At 66.5% G+C, this 14,534-nt stretch carries 12 protein-coding genes; all 12 read left to right on the top strand.

The annotated features are described in order from the left end of the window. The first annotated feature begins 290 nt into the window (after nucleotides 1–290). The 12 genes from ACSSVZ_RS20955 (at nucleotide 291) to ACSSVZ_RS20900 (ending at nucleotide 14,492) form a co-directional block, all read left to right on the top strand. Entirely contained in the window at nucleotides 291–1,172 is an 882-nt protein-coding gene (locus ACSSVZ_RS20955; RefSeq protein WP_453972695.1) for a branched-chain amino acid ABC transporter permease, read from the top strand. Further along, nucleotides 1,169–2,113, top strand: a complete 945-nt coding sequence (locus tag ACSSVZ_RS20950) for a branched-chain amino acid ABC transporter permease (protein WP_453972694.1) — start codon at nucleotides 1,169–1,171, stop codon at nucleotides 2,111–2,113. Before ACSSVZ_RS20955 ends, ACSSVZ_RS20950 begins: the two co-directional genes overlap by 4 nt. Beyond that, nucleotides 2,110–2,892 carry an ABC transporter ATP-binding protein gene (locus ACSSVZ_RS20945; RefSeq protein WP_453972693.1) on the top strand — a complete coding sequence of 261 codons (783 nt, stop codon included), beginning with the start codon at nucleotides 2,110–2,112 and terminating at the stop codon, nucleotides 2,890–2,892. Before ACSSVZ_RS20950 ends, ACSSVZ_RS20945 begins: the two co-directional genes overlap by 4 nt. Next, the gene (locus ACSSVZ_RS20940; protein WP_453972769.1) at nucleotides 2,885–3,607 is read left to right on the top strand and encodes an ABC transporter ATP-binding protein; all 723 of its coding nucleotides are present in this window, start codon (nucleotides 2,885–2,887) and stop codon (nucleotides 3,605–3,607) included. The genes ACSSVZ_RS20945 and ACSSVZ_RS20940 overlap by 8 nt, the downstream gene beginning before the upstream one ends. Next, nucleotides 3,604–5,688 carry a hydantoinase/oxoprolinase family protein gene (locus ACSSVZ_RS20935; RefSeq protein ID WP_453972692.1) on the top strand — a complete coding sequence of 695 codons (2,085 nt, stop codon included), beginning with the start codon at nucleotides 3,604–3,606 and terminating at the stop codon, nucleotides 5,686–5,688. The genes ACSSVZ_RS20940 and ACSSVZ_RS20935 overlap by 4 nt, the downstream gene beginning before the upstream one ends. Beyond that, the gene (locus ACSSVZ_RS20930) at nucleotides 5,685–7,475 is read left to right on the top strand and encodes a hydantoinase B/oxoprolinase family protein (RefSeq protein WP_453972691.1); all 1,791 of its coding nucleotides are present in this window, start codon (nucleotides 5,685–5,687) and stop codon (nucleotides 7,473–7,475) included. Before ACSSVZ_RS20935 ends, ACSSVZ_RS20930 begins: the two co-directional genes overlap by 4 nt. After that, the gene (locus ACSSVZ_RS20925; protein ID WP_453972690.1) at nucleotides 7,472–8,479 is read left to right on the top strand and encodes an LLM class flavin-dependent oxidoreductase; all 1,008 of its coding nucleotides are present in this window, start codon (nucleotides 7,472–7,474) and stop codon (nucleotides 8,477–8,479) included. The genes ACSSVZ_RS20930 and ACSSVZ_RS20925 overlap by 4 nt, the downstream gene beginning before the upstream one ends. 2 nt (nucleotides 8,480–8,481) lie before the next feature. Next, nucleotides 8,482–9,765: a threonine synthase gene (locus ACSSVZ_RS20920; RefSeq protein WP_453972689.1), complete on the top strand. Its 1,284-nt coding sequence runs from the start codon at nucleotides 8,482–8,484 to the stop codon at nucleotides 9,763–9,765. Between the two features lie 22 nt (nucleotides 9,766–9,787). Beyond that, nucleotides 9,788–10,753, top strand: coding sequence for an LLM class flavin-dependent oxidoreductase (locus ACSSVZ_RS20915; protein ID WP_453972688.1), 966 nt, complete (start codon nucleotides 9,788–9,790; stop codon nucleotides 10,751–10,753). Between the two features lie 75 nt (nucleotides 10,754–10,828). Further along, nucleotides 10,829–11,641 carry an IclR family transcriptional regulator gene (locus ACSSVZ_RS20910; protein ID WP_453972687.1) on the top strand — a complete coding sequence of 271 codons (813 nt, stop codon included), beginning with the start codon at nucleotides 10,829–10,831 and terminating at the stop codon, nucleotides 11,639–11,641. Between the two features lie 467 nt (nucleotides 11,642–12,108). Next, complete coding sequence (locus tag ACSSVZ_RS20905) at nucleotides 12,109–12,921, top strand: GntR family transcriptional regulator (protein WP_453972686.1); 813 nt, start codon at nucleotides 12,109–12,111, stop codon at nucleotides 12,919–12,921. Continuing rightward, the gene (locus ACSSVZ_RS20900; RefSeq protein WP_453972685.1) at nucleotides 12,897–14,492 is read left to right on the top strand and encodes an ABC transporter substrate-binding protein; all 1,596 of its coding nucleotides are present in this window, start codon (nucleotides 12,897–12,899) and stop codon (nucleotides 14,490–14,492) included. The genes ACSSVZ_RS20905 and ACSSVZ_RS20900 overlap by 25 nt, the downstream gene beginning before the upstream one ends. The last annotated feature ends 42 nt before the right edge of the window (nucleotides 14,493–14,534 follow it).

The raw sequence follows: 14,534 nt of genomic DNA, 5'->3' as shown, positions 1-14,534 counted from the left end.
TCCTCCTATCGGGACACTGCACATGTGCGGGAATCGCGAGAAAATCTAAAAAATAATTCGCATCCAAGCGAATTTGAGTTGGCATACGGCTTGCTATCGTCAATCATTGCGGCAGGATGTGTCCGATGGCGTGAGGGTCATCATAATCGTGATTGAATAGAGATAGTAAATATGTGTCAACTATGTATTTTATAAAAAATATATGGATATGATTTCATCATATTCTTTTGTATTTCACTTCTGATTTCGCATTTTGTGAAAGTGAAGGGCATTCCGGTGCAAGTGACCTGATGGATTGGATCTATATTCTGCAACTTACGGTAAATGGACTTGTGCTTGGCTTGATTTACGCGTTGATCGCGGCGGGCCTTGCGTTGATGTTTGGCGTCTTGGAAATCGTCAATTTCGCGCACGGCGAATTCCTGCTGGTGGGCGCCTATGCCATGGCCTTCGCGCTTCCCGCCTTCGGCCTTGCCTACATTCCGGGGGTTATCGTCGCCACGATCGCCTGCACCGCGGTTGGGCTGGTCGCCTACGAGATCTTTCTCTCCCGTCTCGAGCGCGGTGAGTTCGAGCGCAGCATCCTGATCACGATGGGGCTCTCCATCGTCATCCTCTACGGGATCCAGTACGTCTTTTCGGCCACGCCGATGATGGTGGAAACCCAGTTCGGCTACGCCGGCGCCGACGTCGGCGACATCCGCGTCGCCTGGACGCGCCTCGCGGCTGCGGGTCTCGCGGTGCTGGCGTTCATCGTTCTGTATGTCGTTCTCAACCACACCCAGCTCGGTCGGGCGATGCGGGCGGTGGCGCAGAACCGCGAGGCCGGGCTGATGGTCGGCCTGAAGCCCGCCCGGGTTGCGCGCAACGCAGTCGCCCTCGCCACCGCCCTGTGCGGAATTGCGGGAGCGGCCATCGCGCCCATCCAGCTGGTTCAGCCGCACATGGGCCAGTTCCTGGTTTTCAAGGCGCTCGCCATCATCATCATTGGCGGCATGGGCAGCATCGGCGGCGCCATCGTGGCGGCCATAGGCCTCGGCATCCTGGAGAACTGGATCGGCGGATTCTTTCCGTCGATCTGGCAGGAGGCCGCCGGCTTCATCGTCATGATCGTGGTTCTGATCGTGAAGCCGAACGGCCTGTTTTCCCGTGGCGGAGTGCGCGTCGGATGAAGAAGGTGTTCGTCCCACCGGTTCTTGCGGTGCTGGCGGCGCTGCCGCTCGTGGGCGTGTCCGACTACGTGATCGGCGTCGGGGTCAGCGTGTTCATCTACGTGGTCGCCGCCCTGTCGCTGAACGTCGTCTACGGCCTGCTCGGCCTGCTCTCGCTGGCCCATGTCGCCTTCTGGGGCATCGGCGGCTACTTCGCGGCGATCACGGTCATGGACCACGGCCTCAGCTTCTGGCTGGCGGTGCCGCTGGCGGGACTGTTCACCGGCCTCGTCTCCCTCGCCATCGGCTATCCCGCCCTGCGGCTCAATCGCCACTCCTTCGTCGTGGTCACCCTGACCTTTTCCCTGCTCGTCGGGTTGGTGTCGCGGGACTGGATGTCGCTGACGCGCGGGCCGATGGGCATCCCGGGGCTGCCGGCGCCGGTCTTCTTCGGCATCCCGATCGACGATGCCACCGGCTTCTACTACCTGGCGCTGGGTTTCGTCTTGCTGACGCTGGTTTGCCTCTACGCCTTCTTCACGTCGCGCATCGCAGCGACGATGCGCGCGATCAACCAGAATGAAGCGCTCGCCCGCGCCCAAGGCGTCAATCCCGCCCCCTACAAGCTTCTCGGCTTCTTCATCTCGGCGATGTTCACGGGAATGGCCGGGGGGATCTTCGTGTTCCACACGCGGATCATCGACCCGCTGATCTTCGACTTCTACTACATGCAGGCCTTCCTGATGATGGTGATCGTCGGCGGGCGGGGCAGCTTCTGGGGCGTTCTGGTCGCCGGGGCGCTGATGTCGCTGTTGCCCGAGCTCCTGCGGTTCTCGGCCGACCTGAGAATGGTGATCTACGGCATCATCCTGCTGGCGGTCGTCTCGTTGGCGCCGGCAGGTGCCGCCGGCTGGATCAGGCAAAGGCGATACGAGCGCCTGCGTGCGGAGCTGCGCCAGTGATCGCCGGCTCCAACGCCACCCCTCTCGTCGCCGTCGAGGGACTGTCGAAGAATTTCGACGGGCTGCGGGCGGTCGACGACATATCCTTCGCGATCGCCGCCAATACCATCACCGGCATCATCGGTCCGAACGGCTCGGGCAAGAGCACGACTGTCGACTGTATGTCCGGCTTCCAGCGGCCGAGCGCCGGACGGGTGCTCCTCGACGGGCGCGACATCACCGGCCGGACGCCCGAAGCAATCGCCCGGGCCGGCCTCATCCGCACCTTTCAGGCGGTGCGGCTCTATGAGGACATGTCGATCCGCGAGAACCTGCTGCAGGCGGCGCGGCCGTTCCAGGGTGTGGGTTGGGTCGGCGATTTCTTCAGGTCGGCCTCGATGCGCGAGGCCGTTGAGGCCGCGGAGGCGCGCTCGGAAGAGCTGGTCGCGATGATCGGTCTCGAACGCTACCGCGACGCGCCGGCCTCCATCCTTTCCTACGGCCAGAAGAAGCTCGTGGCGTTGGCCGCGGCGCTGATGCCGCGCCCGCGCGTCGTGGTGCTGGATGAGCCGGTGGCCGGGGTCAATCCGACCCGGATCCGGGAGGTCGAGGAGGTGATCCTGCGCCTGCACGCGGCCGGGGAGAGCTTCGTCATCATCGAACACAACGTCGAATTCGTCATGCGGCTCTGCTCGCGGGTCATCGTGCTCGTTCAGGGAGCGAAGATGATGGAAGGCGACCCGGCCACCGTGCAGACCGACGAGCGCGTATTGGAGGCCTATCTTGGCATTCGTGCTTGAGGCCATCGGCCTGTCGGCCGGCTATCGCGGCAACGCGATCGTCCATGATTTTTCCTTCGCGCTCGCCCAGGGCTCGATCACCACGCTGATCGGCGGCAACGGCGCCGGCAAGTCGACGCTGATGCGCGCCGTCTACGGCTCATGCCAGCATTTCGGCGGCACGCTGGTCTTCAAGGGCGAGGCCATTGAGAAGCTCGATCCGTGGCTGCGCTTCCAGCGCGGCATCGGATTCGTGCCCCAGGGGCGCTGCAATTTTCCGCACATGAGCGTCGCCGAGAACCTGAAGCTCGGCTGCTACACGCTCCCCAAGGCGTTGCATGCCGAGCGGACCCGGAAGATCCTGGACACCTTCCCCGTCCTGAAACCCAAGTTTGGCGAACACGCCGGCAATCTGTCCGGCGGCGAGCAGCAGGTGCTGGAGACGGCGATGGTGCTGTTGTCGGAGCCGTCACTTCTGCTGCTGGACGAACCATCGCTCGGCCTGTCTCCGAAGACCCAGAACGAGGTGTTCGAGGTTGTGCGGCGGATCGCCGATACGGGTGTGACGGTGCTGGTCGTCGAGCAGAACGTCCACGGCGCCCTGCTCATTTCCGACACCGCGATCGTTCTGGAGATGGGCCGTAAGTTCATGGAAGGGCCGGCCGACGCGGTCGCCCGCGACCCGCGCATCCGCCACGCGTATCTGGGCGGCAATCTAACCGAGGACATGGAATGAGTGGGACGGCACGCCTGGCGGTCGACATCGGTGGCACGTTCACCGATCTCGCGTTGCAAGACCGCGAACGCAGCGTCACGGCGAAGGTTCTCACCACGCCGGACGCTCCGGAGCTCGGCGTGCTCCAGGGCATCGATCTGATTCTCGAGCGCGCGGGCCTTGGCCCCGAAGACCTCGCGATCGTCATCCACGGCACCACGCTCGCCACCAATGCGATCATCGAGCGCAAGGGTGCGCGGACGGCCATGCTGGTGACCGACGGCTTCCGCGATTCCATCGCGATGGCCTACGAAAACCGGTTCGAGCAGTACGACATCATGATGGAGCGGCCAGCTCCGCTGGTTCCCCGCGAGCTGCGTCTGTCGGTCCCGGAGCGCGTGGACGCCCGTGGCAACGTCATCACGCCGCTCGATGTAAACGCGCTGTCGGCGTGTGCGGCGACGATGCGGGCGAACGATGTGGACGCCGTGGCGGTCTGCTTCCTGCATTCCTATGCGAACGCGGCGCACGAGGAGCAGGCGCGGGATGTTCTGGCGGACCTGCTTCCGGACGTCTCGATCACGCTGTCGAGCGAGGTGTGCCCGGAGATCCGCGAGTATGAGCGCTGGTCGACGGCCAGCGCCAACGCGTACATCCAGCCGGTTATGGCGAGCTACCTGAAACGGCTGGTGGACGAGATCCGTGTGCGCGGCATCGCCTGCCCATTCTTCATGATCACCTCGGCCGGCGGACTGACCGAGGTCGAGACCGCCCGCAGGTTTCCCATCCGGCTCGTCGAGTCGGGGCCGGCGGGCGGTGCGATCCTCGCCGCCAACGTCGCGCGTCAGTGCGGCTATGATCGCATCGTCTCCTTCGACATGGGCGGCACCACCGCGAAGATCTGCCTGATCGACGGCGGAGCACCCCACTATTCGCGCAACTTCGAAGTGGCCCGCGAGTATCGGTTCCTGAAGGGGAGCGGCCTGCCCATCCGCATCCCGGTGATCGACATGGTCGAAATCGGTGCAGGCGGCGGCTCGGTCGCCGCCGTGGACGAGCTGTCGCGCATCCAGATCGGGCCGGAGAGCATGGGTTCGCAGCCCGGGCCCGCCTGCTACGGGCGGGGCGGCAGCAAGGGAACGGTGACCGACGCCGACGTGGTCCTCGGCCGGATCGACCCGGACCGTTTCGCCGGCGGGACCTTCCAGCTCCACAAGGACCGCGCGGAGCGTGCGGTCGAGACGTCGGTCGGCCGGTCGCTCGGCCTTTCGGTCGTCGATGCGGCGCTCGGCATCTCCGAGGTCGTCGAGGAGAACATGGCCAACGCCGCGCGCGTCCATGCGATCGAACTCGGCAGTGCGCTGTCCGAACGCACCATGGTCGCCTTCGGGGGCGCGGCCCCCCTTCATGCGGTGCGGCTTGCCGAGAAGCTCTCGATCGACAGGATCGTGGTGCCCAAAGGGGCAGGCGTCGGGTCCGCCGTCGGCTTCCTCATCGCGCCGGTCGCCTACGAGATCGCCCAGAGCCGCTTCATGCCGATCGACCACCGGTTCGATGCCGCGGCCATGAATGCGCTGCGCGAGGACATGTACGCCCGCGCGGGGGCCGTCGTCCGCGCCGGAGCACCGGATGCGCCGCTCGCCTCCGCCTGGACCGCCGACATGCGCTATGCGGGCCAGGGCCACGAAATTGCCGTGCCCGTTCCGGCAGAGCCCTTCGCCGAAGGCGACGAAATCTGGCTCGCGGCTGCCTTCGTTGCCCGCTACGAGGAGCAGTTCGGCCGATCGATCCCCAATCTCCCGGTGGAATCCATCGCCTGGTCGCTGCGGCTGGCGACCGACACCGCCGCGCCCACGCTCTGCCCGGACATCGACGCGATCTCGGGCGCGCTTGCCGAGCGAATGGCGAAGGTGGTCGATCCGGCAACTGCCCGGTGGGTCGAAATGCCGGTCTACCTGCGCGACAACCTGCCGCCGGGCAGCGCGGTCAGCGGTCCCTGCATCATTGCCGAGAATGAGACCACCACCGTCGTTGGCGCGCGCTTCAGCGCCTCGATCAACGCCCTCGGGCACATCGTCATCGAGCGGGGAGCGGCGGCATGAGCAGCAACGCACTGTCCAAAATCCACCGGCAGATCATGTGGGACCGCCTGATCTCCGTCGTCGAGGAGCAGGCGCAGACGCTGATCCGCACCGGCTTCAGCACGTCGACGCGCGAAGCGGGCGACGTGTCGGCCGGGGTGTTCAGCGTGCGCGGCGAGATGCTGGCACAGGCCGTCACCGGAACGCCCGGCCACGTCAACTCCATGGCACGCGCGGTGGTCCATTTCCTGGATCGCTTCCCCATCGAGACGATGCGGGACGGCGACGCCTTCATCACCAACGATCCGTGGAAGGGAACCGGTCACCTGCACGACTTCACCGTCGTCACGCCGACCTTCCGGGACGGCGCCGTCGTGGCGCTGTTCGCCTGCACCTGCCATGTCGTCGACGTCGGCGGGCGCGGCATGGGTCCCGACGCGCGCCAGATCTACGAGGAAGGGATCTACATCCCGCTCATGCGCTTCGCCGACGCCGGCGTCGTCAACGAGACGATGGTCGAGATCATCCGCGAGAACGTCCGCGAGCCCATCCAGGTGATCGGCGATATCTACTCGCTGGCCGCGTGCAACGACATCGGTGGCCGCCGGCTCATCGGCATGATGGACGAGTTCGGCATTCCCGATCTCGAAGGGCTTGGCGCCCACATCCTGGAGCGCACCCGGATCGCGATGATCGAGGCGATTGGCAATATTGCGCCCGGCACCTTCACCAACACCATGCGGGTCGACGGCTACGATCGCCCCCTCGACCTTGTCGCGAGCCTGACGATCGACGCCGAAGAGGTGCGCGTGGATTTCACCGGTACGTCCGGCCCGTCGTCCTTCGGCATCAATGTGCCGTTCTGCTACACCGACGCTTACACGAGCTTCGGCGTGAAGTGCATCGTCGCGCCGAACGTGCCCAACAACGCGGCCTCGCTCGCCGCCATCAAGGTCACGGCGCCGCCCGACACCATCCTCAGCGCCCGCCACCCGCTCCCCGTGGCGACGCGGCACATCACCGGCCAGCTGTTGCCGGACGTGGTGTTCGGCTGCCTGTCCCAGGCCCGGACCCGCAGCGGCGAGGCGCTCGCCGTGCCGGCCGAGGGCACGTCGTGCCTGTGGAACCTGTTCGCCATGGGCGGCCAGGGGCGCGTGGAAGGATCACCCAGCGAGCTTGCGACGGCCCAGAGCTTCACCGTGATGTCGTTTCATTCCGGCGGCACGGGCGCGCGACCGGGCAAGGACGGTCTTTCGGCGACGGCCTTTCCGTCCGGCGTGCGGAACGTCCCGATCGAGATCACCGAGGCGGCCTCGCCGATCCTGGTGCTCCGGAAGGAGTACCGCACCGATTCCGGCGGCGCCGGGTTCTACCGCGGCGGCCTCGGGCAGGTGATGGAAGTCGATACGCTGGACGATGCGCCGTTCGCGATCAGCGCGAACTACGACCGGGTCCTCTTCCCGGCCCGCGGCCGCGATGGCGGGCGTGAGGGCGCGACCGGCGTGGTGCGGCTCAAGTCCGGCGCGCACCTCAAGGGCAAGGGCCAGCAGACCATCCCGAAGGGCGAGCGGCTGCTGATCGAAATGCCCGGTGGCGGCGGCATCGGTGATCCGTTCCGGCGCGATCCCGCGCGGGTGCTCGAGGACGTGCGCACCCAGATGGTGTCCCGCGAGGCCGCGCGCGCCGACTACGGCGTCGTCGTCCGCGACGACTTCAGCCTCGATCTCGACGCGACGGTCGCCCTCAGGGCGAGCGATCCGGATCGAACCAAGAAGACCATGTCTGCAGAACAGGGGATTGCCCGATGATCGTCAGCGCCGGCCTGCCTACCGGGATGGAAGGTCTCACCTATCCGATCCCGTTCTCGTCGCCCGAAAGCCTCGTGAAGATCGCCCAGCATGCGGAAGCGCTGGGCTATCACTCGGTCTGGGGCAACGACCACATGACCACCCAGCACTACGTGCGCGAAGAATTTCCGGTTCCGCCGCGCTTCTGGGAGCCGCTGATCACCTACGCCTACCTGGCCTCGGTCACCAAGACGCTCCGGTTTGGCACCGGCATCCTGGTGCTGCCGATGCGCCGCGACATCGTGGTGACGGCCAAGCAGATCGCCACCCTCGATCACTTCAGCGGCGGCCGGGTGGAAATCGGTGTCGGCGTCGGCGCCTACCGGGAGGAGTTCGACGCGTTGTGGCCGGACTCCGGTGCCCATCGCGGCGCCATGGTGGAAGAGGGCGTCCAGGCGCTCAACAACCTGTTCGGGGAGCGCGTGTCGACCTTCTCCGGCAAGTACTACCAGTACCGCGACGTCGAGCTGTATCCAAAGCCCCTGCAGGAAAGGCTGCCGATCTATTTCGGCGGCAACAACAATAACCATCTGCGCCGGGTGGCCCAGCACGCCGATGGCTGGATCCCGGCTGGCCTGGAAGTGGGCAAGCTCGCGGCTGCGGTGAATCAGCTTCGGGAATTCGTGGCCGAGGAAGGCCGCGACATGTCCAAAATCGCCGTGGCGCCCCAGTTCGTCTGCCACATCGGTAAGACCCACGAGGAGGCCGTCCAGCGGTTCCGCCAGAGCCAGATGAACGCCCATCTGATCTCGCTGTCGAAGTCGACACTGAAGGATCAGGGCGCCGTCAGCCACGAGGAGATCAATCTGGTGGGTACCGCGGACGAGGTGGTGGAGAAGGCGAAGGCGCTGGAGGGCGCCGGCGTGACGCATCTCCTCGGCCTCTATTTCGCGGTTAACACCGTCGAAGAACTGCTGGAGCAGATGCAGGCCTTCTCCGAAGGCGTCATGCCGCATATTTCCTGATCATGATGTCCGAGGCTTCCCACGAACTCCCCGGCACCGCACGATCGAGCCTGGCCATCGGCCAGCGCTCGCTGGGCGACCCCAGCCGCCTGTTTCCGCTCACCCCGGTGCTGACGTCGGGCTGTCCGGCGACCTCAACCGAGGAGATGCAGTACCCGCTCCAGGTCGACTACGACTACGGTCGGGTCGACCCCGGGCTGTTCGACCAGGCGCCGTTGCCGGGATTGGCGCGCTGGTCGCCCCTGTTGCCGCCGCTCGCCCCGGGCCTGTCCATGGGAGAGGGGGGCACGGCGCTGATCGAGGCGCCGGATCTTGGCCGTTCGCTTGGTTTCTCCGGTGCCCTTCATCTCAAGGACGAGAGCCGCAATCCGACCTGGAGCCACAAGGACCGGCTCAATCTCTGCGTCGTGTCGGCGGCTGTCTCGGCCGGCGCGCCGGGCATCGCGGTGGCCTCGTCGGGCAATCACGGCGCTGCCGCGGCGGCCTATGCCGCCCGGGCCGGGATGCCCTGCGTCGTCGTTATTTCCGACGGTCCCCAGCCCTCGTTCCGCCGTTTCCTGACCGCGCTGGGTGCCCACGTCGTCGTCACCGATCAGGACCGGCGCTGGTCGGTGCTGCGCCGGTTGGTCGACGAGACGGGCTTCATGCCGGCCAGCAACCTGACGCGCTTCCACACCGGCAATCCGTACGGTCCGGAAGGCTACAAGACGATCGCCTACGAGCTTTTCCTGCAGTTGGGCCGAAGGCTGCCGGACTCCGTGCTGGTGCCGACCGGCTATGCCGAGCTGCTGTTCGGCGTCTGGAAGGGCTTCCACGAGCTGCGCCTGCTCGGCCTGACCGATCGCATGCCGCGGCTGTTTTCCGCCGAACCTGAGGTGCGTGGCCCGCTGGCCAGGGCGATCGGCTCGAACGCGGCGGCGATGGAGGTGGCGGCGGTTCCGTCGGCGGCGTCCGGCATTGCCTGCACCGTCGGCGGATATCGGGGCGTGGTGGCGCTGAAGGAGAGCGGGGGCGGGGCACTGGTCGCGTCCGAAGCGGAGATGCGCACGATGCAGGCGCGGCTTGCCAGGATGGGATTCTATCAGGAAATCTCCGGCGCCTCCGGTCTGGCGGCGGGTGCCGCCGCGGTGGTGCGCGGAGAGGATCTGGGGGAGACGGTGGTGGCGATCCTGACATCGACCGGCCTGAAGGACGGCCCGATGGACGTCTCCGACGTGGCTGTCCACGACGAGACGACCCTCGACGCGCTGATCGCCACCTTGCGCGAGCGGGGCGGACGGCGATGATGCTGGAAGGACGGGTGGGCTCATGATCGACATCAGCCTCGAGGGCAACGAATCCTGGGCCGACACGACGGCGATGGTCCCGGTGATGGAGGCCAACGGTGTCGAGACCGCCTGGCTTGCAAGCCACCTCTTCCAGCGCGAGCCGATCGCGCGGGCGGCGGGGATGCTTGCGGCCAGCAGTAGTCTCCGCATCTCGCTGATGGCGATGAGCCCCTACACGGTGCATCCGGTCTATGCCGCCATGGCCGCCGCGACCCTCGACGAGATGTTCCCGGGCCGGGTGATGCTCTGCCTCGGCGTGGGGGCGCCGCGCGATCTCGAGGCGGCGGGCGTCGAGGCGCAGAAACCGCTGTCGACGCTGCGCGATGCGATCTCGGTGACCCGCGCGCTGTTTTCTGGCGAGGTGGTTCAGCACGACGGCACGGCCTTTGCGGTCCATGGCCGACGGCTTGCGTCGGGCACGTGTTCGGTGCCGCTGGCCCTGGCCGCGTCCGGCCCCAAGATGCTCGAGCTCGCCGGCGAGGCCGCGGACGCCGTGCTGATCAGCGCGGGCGCGTCGATCCCCTTCATCGAGTCCTGCCTTGCGACCGTCGCGGAAGGGGAAGCCAGGTCAGGGCGTCGGATCCGACGGGTCGGATTGCTCTATGCGGCCGTGGCCGAAGACGAAGCGAAGGCGCACGCAAGCCTGAAGCGCACACTGGCCTTCATCCTGCGCGGCGCCCACCATGCCCGCAACATTCAGCTCGGCGGATCGATCCTCGATCAGACGGCGCTGGGCGACGCGTTCGCCGCGGAGGACTGGAGCGCCGTCGAGCGCATCATGGGCGACGAGACGGTCGCCCGCCACGCCGCGAGCGGCCGCCCCAACCAGGTGCGCGCCCGGATGCAGTGCTATCGCGACGCCGGCCTCGACCAGCTGGTCCTGTCGGGGCTGAAGAATGCGGGCGATCTGGAGCATCTTCTGCCGCATCTGGCTGCCGCCGATTGATGCTTGGTGCACTGCGGCATGCGGCGTAACATGTGTGGACATTCTCGATCGCCGCATCGTGTGAGGGGTTCTCCGATGACAGGTCCCATCAAGGATCGCGACTTCGCGCTCGACGCGAACCAGTCGCTGGCAAAGGCGCTCAGCATTATTGAGGCCCTGAGCGCCTCGCAGACTGACATTGGCGTGCGCGAACTCGGGCGCCAGTTGTCGGTGCCGCCGAGCGTCGTTCACCGGCTCTTGGCCACCTTGCGCAACCACGGCTTCGTCGAGCAGGATCCGCGCACGATGCGCTACCGCATCGGCTTCGGCCTCTTCGAGGCTGGGCAGTCCTACATGTCCCAGCGCACGCTGGCCGATTCCGCATTCGAGGAACTCCAGCAGGTAAGTCGTGATTACGAGATGGCCGCCTATCTTGGCGTCATTCACGACGATCAGATCGTCTACATCCTGTCGCTCCCCGACCGATCGGTGCCGGTGAACCCGCAGCCGGGCAAGCGTGCCCATCTGCACTCAACGGCGCTCGGGAAAGTCGCACTGACCTATTTTTCGGACACCGATCTGAAGTCGATGCTCAGCGAGCTGCCTCTGCCGCGTCTCACCTACGCCACCATCACCGATCCCGAACGGCTGGCCGACGAGGTCCACCAGGCGCGCGACACGGGCTGGGCAACCTGTCTCGAAGAGAACATCGAGGGCATCTTTGCCTTCGGCGTTCCCGTTCGAAATCAGCGCGGCGAGGTGATCGCCGGCATAAGCCTTGCGTCGCAGGGCAGGGCGCTGTTCTCGCGCGCCCGGGACCGGGCGTGCGAAGAACTGACGGAGATTTCCGCACGGATCACCGCTCGCCTGAACACACCGTTGCCGCGTCCACATTCGTCGGTGCGCTGAGGCGCTTCCGGGAGATCGGTTCGCCGTACCGAACGAAAAGACAACCGCCTGGACCCGGTCTGCGCGTCCGTAAAGCGCGGAAAGTCTCGAAATCCGCCTCCTATCGGGCGGGCAGGCTGGTTCGGCCGGGGCCGGTTGCAGCTTCCTCCGGTCACCTGTGCACCGCGCCACCTGTGCTCCGGGCGCTTGCGGCCAGACGGCGCCCTTGTCAGCAGGGTGCTGCGCCGGGCTCGTGGCATCGTCTCGGCAGCCCGACGCCCCTCTCTCCATTCCCATTACCAATCCCTCTCCCTTCCCATCCCCGTCCGGTGCCGTGGCGATCTTCGCCGCGCCCGACGCGCTTGCCGCTGGGCGGAACCGTTACGCCCGGGTAAAACGCGATCGCATCGGCCTGCTCGACTTTTCAACATTGTAAGATGACAAAATGGGCTTGTGAGATGTCACCGGCCGCATTTAGGATGCCAATCATGCTGGATCATCACTCCCCGTTCCTGTCCGGATCGACCCCGCCCAAGCCGGGCGCGAAGCGCGCGTTCGCCGAGGAGCGGATCCGTGATGCGGTGGTGCACTGCGAGCTGGTGCCCGGCTCGACCGTCTCGGAAGTGCGCCTGATGGAGGTCTACGGCCTCAACCGGGCCGGCGTGCGTGCGGCGCTTCTGCGGCTTGAGGGGGAGGGCATGGTCGAAGCGCTGCCGCGCCACGGCTGGCGCATCCGGCCGGTCTCGGGGGCCTACATCGGCGAGGTCATCGCTGCCCGACGGGCGCTCGAGCGTTCCTTCACCGTGCGCGCCCTCTCCGACGCGCAGGTGACGCGCATCGACGAGCTCGGACAGATCGTCTCGGTGCTCGTCGGCCGGTCCGAGGCCGCCTCGCGGACCAGTCATCAAAGCTACGACCGCGACCTCATGGACACCCTGATGAGCGGCATGGGCAGCCTTCGGCGGCGGTGGCTGCGCGAGGTCTGGGATCATTGCGCGCGCATCGTCCATTTCTTCGAACACGGTGGTGCGGCGCCGTTCGAGCCCGTCGACCGGTCGCGCCTGATCGCGGCGTGCAGGGCACGGGACGAGCTGGCGATCCAGGCGGAGCTCGCATCGACCGTGGATGCATACGAGCGCTACGTCCTCACAGCCTTTTGCGCCCAGGACGCGGAGATCGTCGCACCGACCGCACGGTCCGGACGAACGCAGCCGGCCGATCGGCACGCTGCCGAGACCGTGCCGCGGAACTCGTCAAAGAAGAGGGGAACAGACGAATGGCTTGGAAGACAGGACTCGTAAACCGGCTCGGCCTCTTGCGGAGCGGGGTTCCCGCCGCCGGCGGCGAACCGGAGCGCCCCGCGGCTTCGGGGCGCGGCGCAAGGCTTCTCGGGGCGCTCGCGGTGGCGGCAATCGCCGTCGCGGCCCCCCTCGCTCCGGCCGTGGCCAAGGACAACCTGACCATCGATCTCGTCAACGAGCCGTCGTCGCTCGATCCGCACGGCCAGTGGAACCCGGACAGCTACTACGTCTACCGCAACGTCTTCGACAACATGGTCACCCGCGACGACGACGGGAAGATCGTGCCCCAGGTTGCGCAGTCGTGGGAGCGGCTGTCGGACACCGAGGTGCAGTTCAACCTGCGCGACGACATCACCTTCCACGACGGCGAGCCGTTGACGGCGGAAGACGTCGTCTACTCCATCGAGCGCATCACCGATCCGGACTTCGGCAGCCCGCAGCTCGGCCAGTTCAACAAGATCGTCAAGGCCGAGGCGAAGGACGACCACACGGTCGTGCTGACCACCGACGGTCCTTACCCCGTGCTGCTGCCGCAACTGGTCAAGCTCTCGATCGTGCCCAAGCACGTGGTGGAGGAGGTCGGCAACGACGCCTTCAATCTCCAGCCCGTCGGCAGCGGCCCGTACAAGCTCGACACCTGGCAGCGCGGCGTCCAGGTGACCGTCGTCCGCAACGACGACTACTGGGGCGAGAAGGGACCGTTCGAGACCGTCGTCTTCCGCGCGGTTCCCGACGCCGCCACCCGCCTGGCCGATCTCCAGTCCGGCACCGCGGATCTGGTGGTGACGCTCGATTCCGACCAGGCGAAGCAGCTGGAGGCGTTTCCGAACGCCCAGCCGCTCATCGTCCAGACCGAGCGGGTCGGCTACTTCGCGCTGAACTCGACGAAGGCGCCGCTCGACGACGTCCGCATGCGCCTGGCGATCGCGCTCGCCATCGACAAGGAAGGCATCGTCGAGGGCATCCTGGCCGGCGGCGAGAAGGTGGTCGGCGAACTCGTCGCGCCGGCAAGCTTCGGCTGGGTCGAAGGCATCGACGCCTTCCCGTACGATCCGGAGAAGGCCAGGGAACTGATCGCCGAGGTGGGCGAGCCCGCCAAGACGAAGATGTCGCTGGCGACGTCGCCGGTGTTCGACCAGAAGGTCGTCCAGGCCATCCAGCAGATGCTGACGGACGTCGGCCTCAACGTCGACATCGAGATGACCGACATGGGGACCTGGCTGAAGAACCAGCAGCAGTCGAACGACCAGGCGCCGATGCTGACCTTCTCGCGCTGGTCGTGCGCCTGCCAGGACGCCGACGGCATCATGTTCCCGCTGCTCCACTCCTCGTCGAACTGGGCCCGTTTCAGCGATCCCGAGCTCGACAGGATGCTGGAGGAGGGGCGCTCGGTGCTCGACGAACAGGCCCGTCTCGATGCCTATGCGAACGTCCACACGTTCGTGAAGGACGAGGTCCCGATCATCCCGCTCTACCAGGCGGCGATCATCTACGGCGGCGCGGCGGGGCTCAAATGGCAGCCGACGGCCAACGAGAGCATGTTCCTGAACCGCATGAGCTGGGCGGAATAGCTCCCGGCGAGGACCGGTGGCGCCGGCCGATCCGGCCGGCGC

The sequence above is a fragment of the Amorphus sp. MBR-141 genome (assembly GCF_053628695.1).
Note: the sequence above shows the minus strand (reverse complement) of the source record. Positions and strands in the feature narration are given on the sequence as shown.

What these genes read in the sequence shown, in the direction of transcription:
- ACSSVZ_RS20955 (WP_453972695.1), top strand. Translation starts at nt 291, where the DNA reads ATGGATTGGATCTATATTCTGCAACTTACGGTAAATGGACTTGTGCTT.
- ACSSVZ_RS20950 (WP_453972694.1), top strand. Translation starts at nt 1,169, where the DNA reads ATGAAGAAGGTGTTCGTCCCACCGGTTCTTGCGGTGCTGGCGGCGCTG.
- ACSSVZ_RS20935 (WP_453972692.1), top strand. Translation starts at nt 3,604, where the DNA reads ATGAGTGGGACGGCACGCCTGGCGGTCGACATCGGTGGCACGTTCACC.
- ACSSVZ_RS20930 (WP_453972691.1), top strand. Translation starts at nt 5,685, where the DNA reads ATGAGCAGCAACGCACTGTCCAAAATCCACCGGCAGATCATGTGGGAC.
- ACSSVZ_RS20925 (WP_453972690.1), top strand. Translation starts at nt 7,472, where the DNA reads ATGATCGTCAGCGCCGGCCTGCCTACCGGGATGGAAGGTCTCACCTAT.
- ACSSVZ_RS20920 (WP_453972689.1), top strand. Translation starts at nt 8,482, where the DNA reads ATGATGTCCGAGGCTTCCCACGAACTCCCCGGCACCGCACGATCGAGC.
- ACSSVZ_RS20915 (WP_453972688.1), top strand. Translation starts at nt 9,788, where the DNA reads ATGATCGACATCAGCCTCGAGGGCAACGAATCCTGGGCCGACACGACG.
- ACSSVZ_RS20910 (WP_453972687.1), top strand. Translation starts at nt 10,829, where the DNA reads ATGACAGGTCCCATCAAGGATCGCGACTTCGCGCTCGACGCGAACCAG.
- ACSSVZ_RS20905 (WP_453972686.1), top strand. Translation starts at nt 12,109, where the DNA reads ATGCTGGATCATCACTCCCCGTTCCTGTCCGGATCGACCCCGCCCAAG.
- ACSSVZ_RS20900 (WP_453972685.1), top strand. Translation starts at nt 12,897, where the DNA reads ATGGCTTGGAAGACAGGACTCGTAAACCGGCTCGGCCTCTTGCGGAGC.